Here is a 17,744-nt window from a genome sequence, read left to right on the forward strand (position 1 = left end):
ACGCCGGCCGCGGCCAGATACAGCAACGCGGGCGCCCCGAGCCCGCCGGCGCCGATCACCAGCACCCGCGCGTTCTTCAGCCGCTTCTGCCCGTCGACGCCCAGGTCGGGAATGATCAGATGACGGCTGTAGCGGGCCACCTCATCGCGACTCAGCTGGCGTGCGGGCTCGACCAGCGGCGGCAACGACGTCGACACCCGACATCTCGGCGGTCGGCGTTGCGATTCAACTTCTGACTCGTTCTTGAGACGCATTTTCCACCACCATCCGGTTCGGTCCTTGCCGGTCCATCGGGTCCGTACGTTGTTTTGCTGGGTGACGCGTTCGGCGCGTTGCGGGCCGCGCCCGCCCCCGACGGGCGCGGCGTGTGAGGAACCTCTTGGTCAGAATGCATGTCACGCCGGATCAACCACCTGCGACCGCGCCGAGGATGGTCAGGCAATCTCCTTCGCGGACATCGGTCCTAAGACCATTTCCGAACCTGATGTCTTCGTCGTTGACATAGACATTCACGAACCGATGGATCGTGCCGCGCGTGATCATTCGGTCTCGAATTCCCGGGTATCTGCAATCCAAGTCGTCAATGACCTCGATCACGCTGCTTCCTGCCGCGCTAACCGTCGATAATCCCCCGGTGAGAGACAACATGTGTGTAGGTATCGAGACTGAAATGGCCATTAGACACCCACCCCATTACTCCGGCGGTCCGCATTAACCGTATTGCACGATCACAGGCAACCTAAATTTATAATGATACGTAGTGTATCGACTCCGGGCAAGGATTTTTCCTCGAGAACTTGGACCGGCGGAATGTTAATGCCCGCACAGTGCCAGTTGCGAGCCGGTTATCCATTTGGCGTAGTGCAGGTTACGCAGCTGGGTCGAATCGTACGCGGAAGATCGACGGCCAAAACTTGCCGGTCAGCAAAAAAACCTGGCTGTCGACCGGGGCGATGCCATTGAGCACGTGGCCTCTTGCAGCGCCGGCCAGCAGACCGTTGGCGTCGACGACAGCGGTGACCAGGCCGGTGGCCGGGTCAATACGGGCAATTTGGTCGGTCGGAAAAACATTGGCCCATACTTGCCCGTCCACGCAACCCAACCCGTTGAGCCCGTTCACCGGCTCGCCGTCCGAGGTGACGACAGTCACGGACCCCGTTTCGGCGAAATCAGTTGCGCTACGGAAGCGTAATCGGTCCGTACCATCGCTTTGCACCAGCCGGTGCCCGTCCGAACACAGGCCCCAGCCTTCGCCACTGAACGACACTTCGCGGACGACGGTCAACGTGGCCTTGTCCCATTCGATTGCAACGCCGTTGCGATAGGTCAATTGCCAGATCCGATCGTGGACAACCGCAGCGCCCTCGCCGAAGTAGTCGGGTGGCAGCGGAACCGCACGGCGCACAGCGCCTGTCGCTGGGTCGAGCTCACGCAGCTGGGACTGCCCAACCAGGCCAGTGCTCTCGTAGAGGTTCGCTCCGTCGATTTCGAGGCCCTGTGTGAAAGCGGATGGGTCGTGCCAAATCTCGGCCAACACGGTGGGACGTAGCTTGGTATCGGCCCGTATCGCACCCCGATGGATTTGTGCAGCATCCATGCGGTGTCCTTAACGAAGCTGTTGACGTAGGCGAAGGGCGGGGTTACGCGGGGGCATCGTTATCGCGAGCAGCGGCCGGGCGCTGTTCCGCACCGTCTGTCACCTGATCACTTCCCCTGATCGACCGATTGGGTCGAGGCGTGGGCGATTGCCTGGGTCCGCAGACAATATTCGAGCATGATCTCGCTAACGAACTCGCGCGCCGATTGGTAGCCAAGCGCCTCGGCGTGCGAGTCGAGCGAACCTTCGATTGTCTCGAACCGATCCTGGTACCAGTCAAGCAACTCGCTCAACGTCACCCCGAGGTCTTCTAGGGCCAGGCTGTTTACGGCTCGTTCCTGGCGAAGGCGTTGCTTTGCCGAGGCACGCTCGAGCGCTGTCGCGAACTCGCCTCGTCGCTTGAGTTCAAGTGCAATGAGACCGGCGAGGTCGCCGGTGCGCCGTGCCAGGAGTGCGTCTAGTGCGAGTTCGGCCCGGGCCAGCACTTCGATTTCCCTGTCGGTGAGCTGTTGGTCACGATAGAAGTTCACTGCCTGATCAGTCGTATGCAGCCCACGTCGCCGCCGAAACCGGTCGACGGCGACCTGTAGCTGCTCCGGTTCGGGCGCCGGCATGTTCTCTTGCTCCTGCATCAGCAGCAGATGCAGGAGTGCCACGTCACGATGCAGTTCGCGGGCGTCTGGTTGCAGGCGGGCATCGCGCACGAGGGCCGTGTAGTCGATGCGCCCGTCTCCGTCGCCTTGGCCACTTGCCGCCAGCGGTGCTGCGGGATGGATCTCGCTGAGCAACCTGCGCCAAAAGACCGTCGGCTCGAGGTCAAATGTGATCGCTGGTGACGCATTGGCGTGTATGGCGTCGGACTCGCGCCACCGCCGGACCGAATTCAGCGCTTCGAGCGCATCGTCGCGTTTGGCGTCGGGTGCCTCGGCGGCCACGAATGCCGTCAAGCCGCTGATCTGCTGCTCGCTCATACCGAGATTGCGCGCAATCGCGAACGCGGCCTGCCAAGAGCGCTCGGGGTAGAAGGTCGTACGGAGCCGCTCCACGATTCCGGCGGCTTGGTCGCGTGCTAATAGGTTGCGCTCGCATGCTTGCTCAAGCCCCAGCCGGATATTGGCCAGCGCCACCGAAGCAGCCCGAAACCCACTCTCGGCCGGACCGTGGGTCACTGCTACCTCATCGTCGCACTCCCAGTCACCGCTCTGGAATCGCCGGAAGATCGTACCGATGCCTTCCATCCCGTAGGTCCACAACTCGGCTGCACGCAGCGCTCCCATGCTGGCCGCACCGACCACGCGCACGCCGCTGGTCAGCGCGAACAGGATCTCTTTGTGCACGACCGATGGCACTGTGTTAAACAGCCCGTCGATCAGCACGATCACGGCAGGTCGGCGGTCGAGCACCGCCCGGGCGATGTCGCCTCGTCGGGCCGGTCCCAAAAACTCAGCGCCCGGCAATGCCAGTTGCGCCTCTGCCAGCGTCAGGGTCGGCCCGATGAACACGACGACATCGCTCACATCGAGCTCCGTGCGGCCGCTCTTGCTCGCTGACCAGGAACGTAGTGAGCATCGTCGGGATATGCCTCGAGACCTGCAGCGACAACCTTTACTACGGGAATGCCGATGTCGGGACGCGTTAAATCGACAACTGCAACACTGTCGATACCGATCTGGGCGAGCGCTGCCCCAAGCGAGGCGACGTCGTCCTCGAACGTCTCTGTGCTCAGATCAACTGCGCTGAAGGGCCGGCCCGCGGGTGCCTGGGCAAGTTCAGCAGCTGCCAGTACATCGTCGAGGTTCGCGTGAGTCTCGTAGTGGTACATGTCATCACGAGATCCGGAGATACTCGTCAATCGGGACTGCACCGCCTCAGTCAGCGCACGCAACAGCGCGACGGCGGCGTCGAGGTGGCAACCCACACCCCCGCATGCGCCGAGATGCGCCCAGCGCGGCGTGGTGGGGGGATCGACCAGCTGGCAGTAGAAAGCCGGTATGCCTGTGTCCGCGGTAAGCTCCCATACGGCAACCAATACTCCGGCTGCCGACAGCTGCGAGAGTAGACCCTGCACGGCGTCATCCCGCACCGTCGTCAAGTCAATCCGTGTGCCGGATTGACCGCTCCCGCCGCGCGCAAGCCACAACGCATACGCATCCCGCTCGATCAACTCGCATAGACCGTGGACGATCGCCTCTAGCCGATGGTTTCCCGATGCGAGCCCATTTGTGCTTCCGATGAAAGTGTCACCCGCTCGATTTGGTTCCACGAAGTTTGTTGAGACATATTCGAACGGAACCCAGGTAGGCTCACCAGTCATGAGGTCAGCAGCCTCGGTCCACAGCTGCGGGTAGTTCAGGTGCAAGGCAGCACCCCTGCGCAACGGCAAGCGCATCACGTCGATCGTCCGCGCACGCCTGCGCAACGAGGCATAGGAGTCATACAACAGCGGCGCATCGACCCGTTCGCAATGCCATCCCTCAACGGCTTCCATCAGAGCCGATGCCGCGGCAGCTTCCCGCGTTACGCCCTTGCCCTGCGCGACGGAGATGGCACGTGAATTAGGACGGACCGCCATGAAAACCGGCAACCCTATGCAGTCCAGGCCGGTGACGTCGGCAATCCGGGTAATCCCGAAACCGGCCATCAGCGGCCTGACTGCGGCTACCGTCTCAACTGGGGAGCACGTCCGATGAGTTCCGAGCCGGTATCCCTTCAGGGCCGACCCGAACATCCTTGGAGCCCCCACCGTGATGCTCACGTTTCGCGCGACGAGTGCTACCCCGGGCGTCCAACTGTCTCAGGGAAATTCGATGACTTGCTGGATTGTTGACGACGGCCCCATGGGCTGACTTTGCGGCGTAACGAGCAACGTCGCGGCGGTTTCGCCAAAATCCTGTCGCTTCAGCTCACGTGATGTGTCAAGCGCAACGTCCATGACCTCTCTCCGTTCTGTGACGACCGAGTGAGATGCCTTGTGCACCGCACCCGGTGATACACAATGTATCAGCCAGTGATACATTGTGTATCCGCTCGGTAGGTTAACGGTAGATGAACATCGGCACACCGAGTACCTACCAGCGGAGTCACGCCGGTAGACGCCAACAGCATCCCTCGCTAGCGGCCGCCAGATCGCGCGCAGTCTGGGCTGAGCAATACCTCCAGTGCCAGCCCCGCAGATCCGCAAACCTAGTTTTGAACCCGATCCCGCTGCGGCGGGCGACACGCTGTCACGCAGGTGCGGCGAACGATCCGACGGGCGCTGATACGGTTCGTATCGACTTAGCGAGGGCTGGCAAGTTCGAGCGCATCGGTTAATTCGGAGAGTTCGCAGGACGATGGCCGTCAACTCGATCCCAGCCGAATACGCCGCGGGGGCAGAATTTTTCGGAGCTGAGTTTGTATGGATGCGAATCGGTCGGATACATGTATCCCGGTCCGCATCCAGCTAGGGCGATGGCCCATCGTCGCATCAACCGGGGGGATTGAATGTCAACTACCGCGAACCATAGGCCGGCGTCCGCGTCAGCCACTTTGGTCGATGCACGCGCCGCGTTGGATGTCGCCGTGGGCTTGCTGCGGTCTCGCCAGGACCCGGCCGGCTGGTGGAAGGGGGCGTTGGACACCAATGTGACGATGGACGCCGAAGACCTGCTGTTGCGCGCGTTCCTTGGCATCCTGACGCCGGAGATCATCGAGCCCACCGCACGATGGATACGCTCACAGCAGCGCGCGGACGGCAGCTGGGCGACCTTTCCCGGTGGCCCAGGCGACCTGTCCACCACTGTCGAGGCTTGGGTGGCGTTGCGGTTGGCCGGGAATGAGCCGGACCAGCAACATATGTTGCGCGCGGCCGAGTTCGTTCGTACCCAGGGTGGGGTCGAAGAGAGCCGCGTGTTCACCCGAATATGGTTGTCGCTCTCTGGATTATGGTCCTGGGACGACTGCCCGGAGTTGCCGCCGGAGATCATCTTCTTGCCTTCTTGGGCGCCCCTGAACATTTATGATTGGGGCGGCTGGGCGCGTCAGACGATTGTGCCGATGACAATCGTCAGCACCTTAAAGCCGGTGCGGCCCTTGCCGTTTGGGATCGACGAACTACGATCCGGGGGGCGGAGCCGCCGGCTCGGCAGGCCGTGGACCACCGCAGGCCTCTTCCAGCGGATCGACAGACTGCTGCGCTGGTACGCAAAGCATTCGTTCTGGCCGCTGCGCCGGTTGGCGATGAGGCAGGCACTTGAATGGATTCTGGCGCGCCAGGAAGCCGACGGCGGGTGGGGCGGGCTGCAGCCGCCGTCGGTGTACTCGATGCTGGCTTTGCATCTTTCGGACTATCCGCTAGATCATCCCGCGATGCGCGCCGCCCTCGCCGGACTCGACGGCTTCCTGATCCATGAAGACACAGCAGACGGCCCCACCCGCCGGCTTGAGGGGTGCCAGTCACCGGTGTGGGACACCGCGCTATCGGTGGCAGCGTTGCTGGACGCTGGCGTGGCGCCAGACGATCCGTCCGTGCTGCGCGCCGCGGATTGGCTGCTCGGCAAGCAGATCACCAGGGCCGGGGATTGGCAGGTGCGCCGACCCGACTTGCGCCCTGGCGGTTGGGCATTCGAGTTCGCGAATGACAACTACCCCGACACCGATGACACCGCCGAGGTAATCCTGTGCCTGGACCGTGTTGCCCATCCGGACGTAGAACGAGTTGTCGCCGCCGTTGACCGGGCGGTGGCGTGGACCGCGGGCATGCAATCGCGTGACGGCGGCTGGGGTGCCTTCGACGCCGAAAACACCCGCACGCTGGTGACAAAGTTGCCGTTTTGCGACTTCGGTGCTGTCACCGACCCGCCATCCGCTGACGTCACCGCCCATGTTGTCGAGATGCTCGCAATACTGGGCGCCCACACCGAACGGCGCGAGCGGGGCGTGCAGTGGCTGCTTGATCGCCAGGAGTCGGACGGGTCCTGGTTCGGCCGCTGGGGCAGCAATTACATCTATGGGACAGCAGCAGTGGTGCCGGCGTTGATCGCGGCCGGGGTCGAGGCTAATGCGGCGCCCGTCCGTTCCGCGATCGACTGGTTGAAGCGGCACCAAAACGACGACGGTGGCTGGGGCGAGGATCCGCGCTCCTATGTCGACGGTGCCTGGGCGGGGCGGGGGACATCGACCGCGTCACAGACGGCGTGGGCGCTGCTTGCACTCTTGGCGGCCGGGGATGACGGTGACGCTGTGCAGCAAGGCATCGCGTGGCTCGTTGCCACCCAACGACCAGATGGGGGATGGGACGAGGAGCAATTCACCGGCACCGGCTTTCCCGGCGACCTCTACATGAAGTACGAGATGTACCCGTTAGTGTTTCCAATCTGGGCGCTCGGCCGATATCTGCGGGCGCGCACCTGAGTCCGGCCGTTGTTCAAATGCCGGCGCGGCGAGAGCATGCCGGGCAGTAAGGGTCCGCCACGTCCGATGCCGGCGAAGTCGCGACAGCCCATGGTGATTTGCCGCCGCATGTCAGGGCTGCACTAGTGACGGCGCCGGGAAAGTGAACACATCCTGTGTTCGACGTGTTTGTTCTGTGCTATTTGGGTGGTCCGGAAGGTAAGATCGCAACGTCAGAGGCGGACCGGGATCGAGGAGGACACCATCGCGGCGGAAACTGCGGCCGTCGAGGTGCATGCCAACGCCGAGGCGCTTTCGCTGCTCAACCAGGGGTACGAAACAGAGGCGGTAGCGTCGCGTACCGGTCTTAGCCTCGCGGCCGTCGACGCGCTGCGGGATCACGTGCAAAAAGCTGACGTCAGCCTGCTGGTCAAGCGGGTCCACGAAAGACTGCGCGACCTGGGGTTAAGCCAGCTGGCTGCCTCAAAGATGGGCAAGTTATCGCGCTCGACCCTGGCGACGTTGGGCAAGGACGGCAAAATCCCAAGTGAGACCACCTTGGCGAAGCTTGACGATCTGCTGAGCTGGGAGAGCGGGTCTGCCCGGTCTGCCCTGCGTGGCGGCGAGCCGATTCCCCGAGAGGTTGCAGACAAGCCCGTCGTGCCGGATGTCGACTACGTGAGCCCCGGCGGCTACGCGAACCTGGCGCACGAGATCGAGGTTCGACTCCGTGAACTCAACATGAGCAAGACCAAATTCGCCGCGATTGGGGGGCCCGGGCGGTCCACCTTGGCGACCTTGGGCAAACGCGGCTATCAGCCGGCCCCGGACACGCTTGAACGGATCGACAGGTTCCTGTTGTGGGAGCCGGGCTCGGCTCTCGCCGTGCTCAAAGGTGGACTGCCGATCCGTCGAGGTCCTACCCCGACGCCGCACCCGAGCCTTGTGCCGCTCAACGCGGTGTTGGATCGGTTACGCAGGATGTCGGCGCGACTCGCCCGCTACGAACAAGGCATCCAGCAGATGCAGCAAGAAGTAGGCGAGGCGATCAACCACGTCACGTTGGCTATCAGCGATCTCGGTGATCCTCGCCGGCGCGAGGTGGTCGACCCTGCTGCCGAGGCCGACCGAAGCGAGACCAACGGCGCCGCCGCGCACTAAGCCCGCGCTACGCGCAAGTTAAGAACGATTTTCAAACGGCCAAAATGTCCGCGCGGTGTGAAGCCGCGCCTGCACATTGATGGGCCGCGCTCTTCACAATGCCGCGCTGTGATACATGCTGTATCGTCGGAGTATCTAGCCCGCAGCGCGGCGGCTGGGTCGGCGCTTCCGGTGTCTCAGCGCCGCGTTCTGGGCGCTCGGCGCGGCGTCCGCCCTACTTAACGGCGGTTGCGTAAAGCCGAGCGGTATTACACACTAGACATAATTGGTGAACACTTAACGCGAACCACCCCACGTGTGTTCGTCGCGAACGGAGAGGATCTGCACCGATGGCGTCCAGTGACATATCGATGAATCCCGACGAGACCGTCGCGACCGCCAATGCATGGCGTCAATACGGCGACCAGATTGAGCAGCATGGCGCGGTCGACCCCGCCGTGGTCACACAGCTCAACTCGTTGGGGGACATCTACGCTGACTACCGGGAAGCGAAGTTGCGGGAATTGGCCGAGCGCGCCAGCGCGCATCAGCGCGTCGCCAATCACGCGCGGCTGCATGCCGCCAGGCTGGAAGCGACGCGTCAGGCGTTCACCGAGCAGGACGCGACCGGGGCCGCGTCGTTGAACAGCGTCGTGGACTAGCGGGCACTGATGGCGATCACGGTCGACCCCGACAGCCTGGCCGCCGACGGCGCGGTGTTGGCCGATCGGAAGGCGGCCGAATCACCGCTCGGGTGTGAGCCTGCCAGCGTTCACAGTGTGTCGGTCGCCGTGGCCGCACGGTTCTCGGCGCACTCGGCCTCGTTGGCTGCCTCGATCGACCACGGCCACCAGGTGCGCGCCGAGGGCGGGCTAGCGACGATGCACACCGCCGCGAGTCTTCGCGCCGCCGACGAGGCGGGTGCCGCTGTCATTGCCGGCAAATCGTCGACGTCCGCGTCCGCGTCGGCGCCGGTGGCTTCGACGGGCGTGCCAGCCCCCGTGCCGTCCGAAATCCCGCCGATGCCTGGGCTGGCGGCGATCCCAGGCGAAGCGCACGCCATCGCCTTGCACACCGGCCCCGGTCCGGCAAGCCTGCGGGAGCTCGCCGGCCATTGGCACTCGCGGGCCACACTGCTCGACAAAATCGCCGCGGAGACGGCGCAAACGTCAGCGTCGATCGACGCGCATTGGTCGGATGGCACTCAACGAGCAGGAGCGAATACCGCCGCGCACGGCGCGTGGTGGTCGGACATGGCGGGGCACGCCCGCACCTTGGCTTCGGCAGCCAACGACGCTGCCGATCACCATGATCGGGCGGTGGCCGAGACACCCACTCCGCAAGAATTCACCGACGCGCATAACCAATTGGCCGCGGCCCAGGCGGCCAACGTGGCCAGCCACGGTATGCGGAGCGGCCAGGTCGGCGCCGCCGCGGCCCGGCTAGCGCAGATGCAGTCCCAGGCGACCGAGGCCGCCGCCGCCTATCACGCCGCATCGACAGCAACGACGGCCTCGATTGCGGGCACAACGGCGCCCGCGCCGGCGATTGCCACCGCCGGCGCTGCGGCATCGTATGCCCACAGTGACGACGATGGCGCGGGCAAGAAGGGTAGCGGTCGGGCCAAGGGCAGCGGCGGCCTCGGTTCGCCGCGACCGGCTGAATCTACCTCGGATCCCGCTGTGGCGGAGGGCAATACGAACACCGGCCTCCCGCTCGGCGTCGGTGGCGGCTCGCTGGGTCCGATGGCGCAGAGCATGCTGCCTGCGGCCGCAATGCTGCCGTCGATGGCGATGGCGCCGATGTCGGCACTCTCGGGGCTCGCCGGCTTATCGCAGCAGCCCACCGCGCCCACCATGACAGCCGCGTTTGCCGGCCAGCCCAATGATGACTCAGACCCTGCTCTGCCAGCTGATCTGGGCGATACATCGCCCGCGGCTAGTGGTGCTGGTGGCGCCGAGGCGGTAGCTGGGGGTCCGCTGGCTCCGCCGGTGTCGGGGCCGGCGTCATCGCCCCCGGCCGTCGCCGGCCTGGCATCCAGCGTTGGAACTACGGCGGAGGGTGCCGCGACCGTTCCGGCGGGTGCTGCGGGCGGCGGCGCGATGTCGACCTACCCACCGATGATGGGCGCTCCGGGCGCCGGTGATGGTGGTGCTGCCCGCGACATGCGTCTGTACCCGGATCGCCGCATGGTATGGCGGCCGCTGCCGAACACCGAGGCCGTCTTCGGCGAATTACCGCGGGAGCGACGGTCGCGGGCCAAGCGCGCAGCGGCGGAGGAGGGCACCAATGAGGGGTAAAGCCAAGGTGGCCTACGACTGCATCGAAGAGATGCTGCAGGCCGTCTTCGATTGGCAGGACAAGGTCGATGCGCTGGTAACGACCGGCGACGATGACGACGAGATCATCGCCACCCATGACTCGCGCGGCCGCTTGATCGAACTCTGGGTGCGGCCGGGGATGCAGGAGGAGCTGACGACGGCCGAGCTCGAGGACCGCATCAACGACGCGATCGCGGATAACGCTGGCCGCGCGCAGACGGAAATGAAGAAGATCAGCGACTCGTTCCTAATCCAATTTAGTTCTATCCCAAAGCAATTCGCGCAACATCCGGTAGGCGCCCAACTTGCCGACGCGTACAAGGCCACCATGCGGCCGAACCGTGTGGAGCAGGGGAATTGGGAAAGGGCTGTGAGGTGAACACGCCGGCAAACGCAAACGCTGCGCATAGCGGCGGCACGCGGACAGTGGAGGCGCACACCGAGACCTTGCCCCAGGTAGCCGCGCAATGGCGGGCGTTACTACCGTCCGTCCCGGCTCCGCCTTACATCTCGGGATACCCCGACCCCGCCTCGGCAGCCGTGGCGGCGGCGATGGTCGACTGGCCGGCGATTCAGGCCGCCAGGAACGCCGATCGAAAGGCGGCAGCGGATGCATTTGTCGCCGCGGTTGACAAGACGGCGGTGGCCTTTGCCGCCACCGATCGCGGCGCCGCCGCCGCGGTATCCGGTTCGGCCGGCCCCATGCCGCTGTGAGCGCACCTATATTGTCAACGGGTGGAAGCGCTTTCGCAGCTGCGATATGCGCGAACCGATGGCCTGAACTTGAACCGCCGATGCTAGACAGCATCGCGGATTTGCATCGCGGCTGGGCCGGCCAGTTGGCCAGCGCTGCGGACGCGTCAGACGCGACGTATCAGCCAATGTTCAGTGAGCTGCTAGTGGGCCAAGCGGGTGAGGCACAGCTGAGATCGCTTAGCGCAAACGTCAACGGTTGGCTCAACGATGCCACGGCCCATCACAGCGCCGCCACCGCGGTCAGCGATGCCGCCGACTATCTTCGGGGCCTGCAAACCGAGCTCGCGGATATCGTCGCCGCGAGTGAGCCCGCCTACGACGCGGCCGTCAGCGCAAATGATGCCGCCGCAGCGAATGCGATCCTAGCCCAGGCCGAAAACGAGGCCGATGCTGCGGTCACTCACGCCGTCGGTCGCATTCGGTCGGCACTGGACGGCAGGTTCGGGAATGCGCCCGCCGCCACGCACAATGCCGCCGTCCTGTCGGGCAAACCGACTCCGGGCATCATTCTCACCAGCTGCGAAACCGGCGGACCATCGGCCGGCTCTGGCGTCCCCGGCGACGGCATCCCGTCGCGGAGCGCCGCCGGCCTGCCCTCGGACGGCACCCAAAATGGTTCGGGGACAAGTGAATTGGCCTCATACCTCAATGCCGCAGGGGCGAATCCTGGTTCCACTCAGGCGAACTCCTACGGGATCAATCCTTCCGCGACGTCGACCGGCAGCTTGGCCCAGACGACACCGGTGACAAAGTCTTCGGCGACGACTGGTGTTGCGCCCACTTCGGACCCCGGCGGCGGCTCAACGCCGGCATCGAGTGTTCCAGCCGACGACGGTGTGGCGAGCGCCCCCGACGACCCATCATTGCCGCTGTCTGGCCACACGGTCGGTTCCGGGGTCGCGTCGACTGCGCCGCCAACAAGCCCAGCGTCGGCGTCAAGCCGCACCGCTGGATCAGATTCGGGACAGGGCTCGGCGACCGCGCCAACGACGCCGGCATATGGCGGTCCGCCAGCAGCGGTCGACGCGTCGCCAATGCTTCGCCCGCAACTGCTAATGGGTCAGGCGTGCCAGGCCGCCGCTACATTTCTGTACGCTCCCGGAGCGGCCAATGGTGCGGCGTCGGGCGTGATGTCGCCGCCTATCGACGCAGTTTCAGGCCCTTACGGCAGCGGTGCGGTTTCCGCCGGTTCGGCTAACGAATTGATGACGTTGACCCCGTCGGGCCCGCTGGCACCGTATAGCCCACCTGAAGCGGGGTTGTCGCCGTCGGCTCCGCCGGCCGCGGCCGCCCCCTCGGCGTCGCCGCCGGGTGTGGCCGCGGGTGGCGCGGGCCCGCCCATCGCCGGCGGTATCGGAGCGGGCAGATCGTCGGGTGCGGCGAAGGCGAAGCGGATGAACCCCGACATGGCGTCGGCCCAGCGGGTGCTGGCCGGGTTGGCGAAGGCATGCCCCACCCGGCCGATCTTTTGGGCGGTGTCGGTGCTGCGGACGCCGATGGGTCCACAGACGGTGATTGCCGGCAGCGTGGGCGGTGGGGGCTATCTTCCGCCCGAGGTGTCGGTGCCTTCGACGGTGCGGCTTGCGGTGCTGGACCCGGAGCTGCCGTCCGGCTGGGCCGCGGCGTGGATGGGCTGGCAATCCCCGCTGGCCATTCTGGTCGACCATTATGAGCGCGTCAGGAAAACTATTGCAGGCGTGGAAGTGTCGGCAATGACGACTTCGGAGCTAGCGCCGAGAAGGCCCGAGTGCGGCTGCGATTTCTCGGCGGTAAGTCACGAGCAACTGATGGTGTCAACGGAGCCGCCGCTGGCGGGCGCACACCGGTTGACCGCCACCGATCCGGCCTTGGCGGCTCGGCTGACGGTTTTGGACCGGGGCGGTGATATCACCAATTTTGTTGCGGCGCAACTTACTCGCGCGGTGTGGACCGCGGCGGCGCAACCTGACGACACCGGCTTGCCGGTCGCGATCCAACAGGACGCCGACATCCTTGCCTTGGTAGCCGAGGGTGCGGCGCAAAGTGAACACTGGGACGATTACCACCGCGGCGTGGAGCGCTACGCGGACGGGGCGGTCATGATGCCCGAGATCCACTCCCCGCGTGACGCGGACGATTCCCCGGCCTCGGCGACAGCCCGAATGTGGTATCGCCACTATTTCGCGCGTGGGCGGATCGCGGAGCTGGTGTCATGCTGGTCGAAGCAACCGGTGAGCCTCCTCGACATCGCCTACTGTGGCGTGGCTGCCGGTTTTGGCGCGGTGATCAGTGCTGTTGCAACCGATCTCGAACAAGGGCTGGCTTGCTCGGCTAGTCCGGCGGGCGGCGTGCGATGAGGGTGCCGGCAAGTGTAAAGGCCGTGCGGGGCCGGGGGCAGTTGTCGAACATCACTGTTCACGTCGACTGCATGTTGTGTAATATGTATTCTATTGTACAGTCGATCGGCTGAAGAGGACTCCTAGTGACCAGTGCGAACGGTGTGGACATTACGCATATCGCGGTCGCCGCGACCGCGGTATCCCGGCAGCGCACGGTCATGGTCGAGGTCAGCACGGACGGCTACGTCGTCGGCGTGCGCCTGCTCAGTGAGGCTGTGCGCCAGTGGGATTCGCAGACGCTCGAAGACCGGGTGAAGTCGGTGGCGGCAGTGGCGCACGATCGCTATCTGACCAGTCTCGACGCTCACGACGGTAGGTATCCGACGACGGAGTCGGTCGCCGCGGCCGAGCTTGAACTCGACTTCTAGGAGGTGCGCAGGTGGGGCTCTTGAGTGTTCTCGAAGACATCGCTGGGGGCGCCCTCATTCTCGTCGGTGGGGCCATGTCGTTCTCCGGAGCCCCAATGGTCGGAGTCCCACTTGCCCTCGGGGGGCTTGGTTTCCTCCACAAGGGGCTGTCTTCCGGTTCCACCACGGCTCCGCAACAAAGCCCGGCGCAGAATCCGACACAAAGCTCGCGACCGTCGTTGCCGCAGTCCTTGTCCGGCGACTCCGGTCTAGCTGCCGATGCGGCCCAGGCCGACTCGCAGCGGTTGTCGGTTATGGCCTCGGTGCTCGACGAGCTGAAGCAAAACCAGGTATCGGTAACGACCGTGCAGGCCGAAGCGGCGGCGGCCCAGCAGGAGATCACGGATCTCGCCAAGGAAATCGATGACGAGATCACTGCACTTGGTGCGCAACCTCCCCCGACGCCAGCCCAAACGCAGGCGATACAAACGGTGCTGAACGCCAACCTCACCCAACTGCAGAACATCTACAGCCAGCAGAACGCGATCGCGACCGGGCTAGCCCAAGCGGCAAACCAAGCGGCGAGCCAGTACGCCGGCGTTAATCCGAACAACTCGGACAATCCGACTAGCTCGAGTGATCCAAGCAGCCCCACAAGCCCGATTGATCCCGCCAACTCGAGCGATCCGAGCAATCCCACAAGCCCGATTGATCCCGCCAACTCAATCAATCCGTACCTGACATATACCGGCACCTCGCCGTACTCATTGGCCTCCAACATGTCGCCGTATTCCTCGGCGTCGGGGATGACTTCGCCGGACTCGAGCGCGGAAATGATGTCGTCGATGCTGCCCGAAATGATGATGCCGGCGATGATGATTCCGTCGATGGTATCGGGGCTGGGAGGTATGGGTGCGCGGCAGCCGGCCCCGCAAGAGGCCCAACTCGCCAGTGACGACAAACCGATGGACGGCAATCCAAAGGCGCATGACGTCAACGCATCCAACGTCGGCGACAGTGGCACCAGCGAGCAGAAGCGGCCCGGTGGGGATGCGGCCACGCAGCCGGCGTCAGCGCAGTCCGTAGGCAATTCGGCGGCAGTCCCGGCGGGACCCAACACCGATGTGAAGCTGCCGGACGGGACGACCGTGCACGCGCCGAACGTGCAGGCCGCCACAGCGGTTCGGGCATCGCTTAATGGTGTTAGTGCATCTGATGCCTATCAGCAGGCGGGTGTCTCCTTGCCGCCGCCGGGCACACCGGTCCTCAATCCGGTCGCGCCGGGGGATTTGCAGGCCGGCGACGTCGGCGTGTGGAAGGACCATCAGGTGATCGCGCTCGGTAGCGACAAGGTGCTGGTGTCTGGGCAAGTGCAGCCGGAGTCCAGCATCGGTTCCAGCCCGGATTTCCTGGGTTGGATGCGTCCCACGCAGCAGGCGACGGCCCAACCCGCGCCGCCTGCGTCCACTGCGGCACCGACCGCGCCCGCGCCCGCGCCAGCCGCTCCCGTGCCCGTACCCGCACCGCAGTAGCGAACGAGATTTCGGTGACCATCTATGATCCGGCCCGATATCAATCTCGGCGCCGGCCGGTTCTTCCCAATTCGTCTGGGCAGCAGGTGTATTAGATGTCGCTGGAAGTCTTCGTGCGGGCATCGGGTGCGGCGATGGGCGTTGCCAGGGATTCGTTCGGTGCCAACGGTGGCGGTGGCGCCGCCCCGCTGTCGACATCGCGCCTGTCGACGAGACTGATGGCCACGGTCTCCAATACCGGGCAGGCGGCTTCGGCCTTCAACAACGAATCCACGGTGGTCGATGTGCACATCGCGGAGCTGGGTGAGCAGGACGTGGCGGCCAGCAAGGACCTGATCGGCGCCATGGACGCAGCTAGGGCGGGACGCGACCAAATGGACGCGGTGATCGCGGCGGCAGTGGGCGACATAACCCGTTTGGCGTCCGCGACGACCACCCTGGCCGGTCAGCAGGCGTTGGTCAACGCGTTGGCACGTCGACTCGAACAAACCTGGCAAACAATGACGAACGGTAATGCCGACGCGTCGACACGGGCAGCAGCCTCGGCGCAACTCGCCGCCGCCTACAGCGGAGTGGGTAATAACCTCGCAGCGGGCATCGCGCCTACGGAACCGATGGGCACGATGGCTCCGATGGCTTCCGCGTTGCCGATGCAGAACGCGTCGATGTTGGCGTCGGCAACAATGGCCGCAAATCAAGCCGCGATGTCCGCCGCGACGCAGCTGTCCAACATGCAGCAGTCCGCCTCGGGCGGTGGCGGTCAAGCCGCGAAACTCACCAGTGCCACCCCGGGTCAGGTGTCGAGCGCGGCGGCAATACCGGTGAGCTCGGTGCAGTACAACCGCAGCGGGTTCGCCAAGGGGCAATCAGCCTACGTCAGCTACATCAACCAAACTCTCGACAAAATGGGGATTACCGACAAGACCGCGCGTAGTAACTGGATGAGCGGGCTGCTGGTGGGTCTGTCGCGTGAATCAGGTTACAACCCGCTGTCGGTCAACGATTGGGATTCGAATGCCCATGGTCCGAAGGTGGCTGACGGCTATCCATCAGGGTGTTCACGCGGTGGATTGCAAACCATCCCAACGACTTTCGCTGCACATCATCAACCCGGCACCAGCACGAACATCTACGACCCGATCGCGAACACCGCGGCGGCGATGAACTACCTAATGAGTAGGTATCACGTGGCAAGGGACGGCTCGAACCTGGCTGCGGTGGGCCAATTTAACCCACACCATGCCCCGGGGGGCTACTGATGTCTCTGGAGGGGTTCGTGCGCGCAACCGGCGCGGCGATGGGAGCGGCCCGGGACTCGTTCGGCGGGGGTGATGCGGGTAGGGCCGCGCCTCCGGCCGGCGCGCCGGTGACACCGCGCGGTCCGGGCCTGGGTACCGGGCGGGCCATTGAAGCCTTCGACACCGAATCGGATCGGCTGAACGGTCACGCGGCGGCCCTAGCCGAGCAGGACGGCAGCGCTCATGCCCAGCTTGCCAACGCTGTCGCCGCGGCCGCGTCCGGGCGAGCGCGGATGAATGGCATCATCACCGGGGCCTCGGGCGACGTTAGTACGCTCGCTCCGGCGACCTTCACTCGGCCCGGCCAGCGGGCGTTGGTATCGGCGCTGACGCAGCGGCTGCAGGATACCCAGCGGGCGCTGCAGGATGGTCACGCCGATGCCGCCACCCACGCGGCGGCGGCGCAGGCCGCTGCCGCCGATTACCGTGGCGTGGCGCAATATTCACCGTCCGGGACTCCCTCGGCATGGCCGCTGCAGGGGACATCGATGGGGGCAATGCCGCTCGGCGGCCTGGGCAACCTGGGTGGTCCGATGGGTTCGATACCAGCCGAGCCCAGCGGCGGCTCGGAGGCTCGACGACGAGCCACAAGCGGCGCCGTCGACGGCAGTCCGATCGACACCGTGGTGTCGCGTGCGTTGTCCCAGCATGGGATGCCCTATTCGTGGGGTGGCGGCGGCAAGACCGGTCCGGGGCGTGGCGATGATGGCAAGGTCGGCTTCGATTGCTCGTCGCTGATGCAGTACGCGTTCGCCGGTGCCGGGGTCGATTTGCCGCGAACAACATACGAGCAGATCGGGCTGGGCCGACACGTGTCGCCGGCGAACGTCAAGGCGGGCGACTTGATTTTCTCGAATTTCGACAGCCGCGGGCCAGGTCATGTGCAGTTGGCCATCTCACCCAGTCACGTGGTGGAGGCCCCAGACCGCAACGGCTTCGTTCAGGTCAGCGCGATGCCGAAGGGCCACATCGTGGTCAGACGAGTTTTGATCTAGGGGATCGAGA

Annotated in this window: 18 protein-coding genes; 11 read left to right on the top strand and 7 right to left on the bottom strand. The window is 65.0% G+C overall.

Features of this window, described 5'->3' with window-relative positions:
- The 5 genes from A5736_RS15175 to A5736_RS15195 all read right to left on the bottom strand — a co-directional run.
- Positions 1 to 197 (bottom strand): ThiF family adenylyltransferase (locus A5736_RS15175; RefSeq protein ID WP_175611288.1); only part of this gene is annotated, 197 nt, incomplete at its 3' end.
- Positions 198 to 405: 208 nt separating this feature from the next.
- The gene (locus A5736_RS15180) at positions 406 to 678 is read right to left on the bottom strand and encodes a MoaD/ThiS family protein (RefSeq protein ID WP_076247077.1); all 273 of its coding nucleotides are present in this window, start codon (positions 676 to 678) and stop codon (positions 406 to 408) included.
- Between the two features lie 190 nt (positions 679 to 868).
- Positions 869 to 1,597, bottom strand: a complete 729-nt coding sequence (locus tag A5736_RS15185) for a glutaminyl-peptide cyclotransferase (RefSeq protein ID WP_076247079.1) — start codon at positions 1,595 to 1,597, stop codon at positions 869 to 871.
- A 107-nt stretch (positions 1,598 to 1,704) separates the two neighbouring features.
- Positions 1,705 to 3,114 carry a TfuA-like protein gene (locus A5736_RS15190; RefSeq protein ID WP_076247081.1) on the bottom strand — a complete coding sequence of 470 codons (1,410 nt, stop codon included), beginning with the start codon at positions 3,112 to 3,114 and terminating at the stop codon, positions 1,705 to 1,707.
- Entirely contained in the window at positions 3,111 to 4,325 is a 1,215-nt protein-coding gene (locus A5736_RS15195) for a YcaO-like family protein (RefSeq protein ID WP_076247082.1), read from the bottom strand. The genes A5736_RS15190 and A5736_RS15195 overlap by 4 nt, the downstream gene beginning before the upstream one ends.
- A gap of 755 nt (positions 4,326 to 5,080) precedes the next feature.
- On the opposite strand from A5736_RS15195, the gene shc reads away from it, so the two are divergent.
- From shc to A5736_RS26400, 6 genes are all read left to right on the top strand, one after another.
- Positions 5,081 to 6,988 carry a squalene--hopene cyclase gene (gene shc, locus A5736_RS15200; protein ID WP_076247084.1) on the top strand — a complete coding sequence of 636 codons (1,908 nt, stop codon included), beginning with the start codon at positions 5,081 to 5,083 and terminating at the stop codon, positions 6,986 to 6,988.
- Between the two features lie 186 nt (positions 6,989 to 7,174).
- On the top strand, positions 7,175 to 8,128 hold the full coding sequence (locus tag A5736_RS15205) for a hypothetical protein (RefSeq protein ID WP_254848368.1): 954 nt from the start codon (positions 7,175 to 7,177) through the stop codon (positions 8,126 to 8,128).
- 329 nt (positions 8,129 to 8,457) lie between these two features.
- Complete coding sequence (locus A5736_RS15210; protein WP_076247086.1) at positions 8,458 to 8,769, top strand: hypothetical protein; 312 nt, start codon at positions 8,458 to 8,460, stop codon at positions 8,767 to 8,769.
- 9 nt (positions 8,770 to 8,778) lie between these two features.
- A complete protein-coding gene (locus A5736_RS15215; RefSeq protein WP_076247088.1) occupies positions 8,779 to 10,407 on the top strand; it encodes a PPE domain-containing protein in 1,629 nt (542 codons plus the stop codon).
- Positions 10,397 to 10,807, top strand: coding sequence for a hypothetical protein (locus tag A5736_RS15220; RefSeq protein ID WP_076247090.1), 411 nt, complete (start codon positions 10,397 to 10,399; stop codon positions 10,805 to 10,807). The genes A5736_RS15215 and A5736_RS15220 overlap by 11 nt, the downstream gene beginning before the upstream one ends.
- Positions 10,808 to 10,980: 173 nt before the next feature.
- Positions 10,981 to 11,142, top strand: coding sequence for a hypothetical protein (locus A5736_RS26400; RefSeq protein ID WP_175611290.1), 162 nt, complete (start codon positions 10,981 to 10,983; stop codon positions 11,140 to 11,142).
- Positions 11,143 to 11,872: 730 nt separating this feature from the next.
- Here the strand turns inward: A5736_RS26400 and A5736_RS15225 are convergent.
- Positions 11,873 to 12,130 (bottom strand): hypothetical protein, encoded by a 258-nt coding sequence (locus A5736_RS15225; protein ID WP_076247091.1) that lies wholly within the window; start codon positions 12,128 to 12,130, stop codon positions 11,873 to 11,875.
- A 216-nt stretch (positions 12,131 to 12,346) separates the two neighbouring features.
- Positions 12,347 to 12,592, bottom strand: a complete 246-nt coding sequence (locus tag A5736_RS15230; protein ID WP_076247093.1) for a hypothetical protein — start codon at positions 12,590 to 12,592, stop codon at positions 12,347 to 12,349.
- Here A5736_RS15230 and A5736_RS15235 point away from each other — a divergent pair.
- The 5 genes from A5736_RS15235 to A5736_RS27095 all read left to right on the top strand — a co-directional run bounded on the left by A5736_RS15235 (position 12,579) and on the right by A5736_RS27095 (position 17,734).
- A complete protein-coding gene (locus A5736_RS15235; RefSeq protein WP_076247095.1) occupies positions 12,579 to 13,520 on the top strand; it encodes a hypothetical protein in 942 nt (313 codons plus the stop codon). The genes A5736_RS15230 and A5736_RS15235 overlap by 14 nt on opposite strands.
- A 125-nt stretch (positions 13,521 to 13,645) precedes the next feature.
- Positions 13,646 to 13,930: a hypothetical protein gene (locus tag A5736_RS15240; RefSeq protein ID WP_076247097.1), complete on the top strand. Its 285-nt coding sequence runs from the start codon at positions 13,646 to 13,648 to the stop codon at positions 13,928 to 13,930.
- 20 nt (positions 13,931 to 13,950) lie between these two features.
- Entirely contained in the window at positions 13,951 to 15,441 is a 1,491-nt protein-coding gene (locus A5736_RS15245) for a hypothetical protein (protein WP_175611291.1), read from the top strand.
- Between the two features lie 218 nt (positions 15,442 to 15,659).
- A complete protein-coding gene (locus A5736_RS25675) occupies positions 15,660 to 16,700 on the top strand; it encodes a transglycosylase SLT domain-containing protein (protein ID WP_175611292.1) in 1,041 nt (346 codons plus the stop codon).
- On the top strand, positions 16,700 to 17,734 hold the full coding sequence (locus A5736_RS27095; protein WP_076247100.1) for a C40 family peptidase: 1,035 nt from the start codon (positions 16,700 to 16,702) through the stop codon (positions 17,732 to 17,734). The genes A5736_RS25675 and A5736_RS27095 overlap by 1 nt, the downstream gene beginning before the upstream one ends.
- Positions 17,735 to 17,744 lie beyond the last annotated feature (10 nt).

It is taken from the genome of Mycobacterium sp. SP-6446, from assembly GCF_001954045.1.
Lineage (GTDB): Bacteria > Actinomycetota > Actinomycetes > Mycobacteriales > Mycobacteriaceae > Mycobacterium.

What these genes read in the sequence shown, in the direction of transcription:
- A5736_RS15180 (WP_076247077.1), bottom strand. Translation starts at nt 678, where the DNA reads ATGGCCATTTCAGTCTCGATACCTACACACATGTTGTCTCTCACCGGG.
- A5736_RS15185 (WP_076247079.1), bottom strand. Translation starts at nt 1,597, where the DNA reads ATGGATGCTGCACAAATCCATCGGGGTGCGATACGGGCCGATACCAAG.
- A5736_RS15195 (WP_076247082.1), bottom strand. Translation starts at nt 4,325, where the DNA reads ATGTTCGGGTCGGCCCTGAAGGGATACCGGCTCGGAACTCATCGGACG.
- shc (WP_076247084.1), top strand. Translation starts at nt 5,081, where the DNA reads ATGTCAACTACCGCGAACCATAGGCCGGCGTCCGCGTCAGCCACTTTG.
- A5736_RS15210 (WP_076247086.1), top strand. Translation starts at nt 8,458, where the DNA reads ATGGCGTCCAGTGACATATCGATGAATCCCGACGAGACCGTCGCGACC.
- A5736_RS15215 (WP_076247088.1), top strand. Translation starts at nt 8,779, where the DNA reads ATGGCGATCACGGTCGACCCCGACAGCCTGGCCGCCGACGGCGCGGTG.
- A5736_RS15220 (WP_076247090.1), top strand. Translation starts at nt 10,397, where the DNA reads ATGAGGGGTAAAGCCAAGGTGGCCTACGACTGCATCGAAGAGATGCTG.
- A5736_RS26400 (WP_175611290.1), top strand. Translation starts at nt 10,981, where the DNA reads ATGGTCGACTGGCCGGCGATTCAGGCCGCCAGGAACGCCGATCGAAAG.
- A5736_RS15235 (WP_076247095.1), top strand. Translation starts at nt 12,579, where the DNA reads ATGAACCCCGACATGGCGTCGGCCCAGCGGGTGCTGGCCGGGTTGGCG.
- A5736_RS15230 (WP_076247093.1), bottom strand. Translation starts at nt 12,592, where the DNA reads ATGTCGGGGTTCATCCGCTTCGCCTTCGCCGCACCCGACGATCTGCCC.
- A5736_RS25675 (WP_175611292.1), top strand. Translation starts at nt 15,660, where the DNA reads ATGGCCACGGTCTCCAATACCGGGCAGGCGGCTTCGGCCTTCAACAAC.
- A5736_RS27095 (WP_076247100.1), top strand. Translation starts at nt 16,700, where the DNA reads ATGTCTCTGGAGGGGTTCGTGCGCGCAACCGGCGCGGCGATGGGAGCG.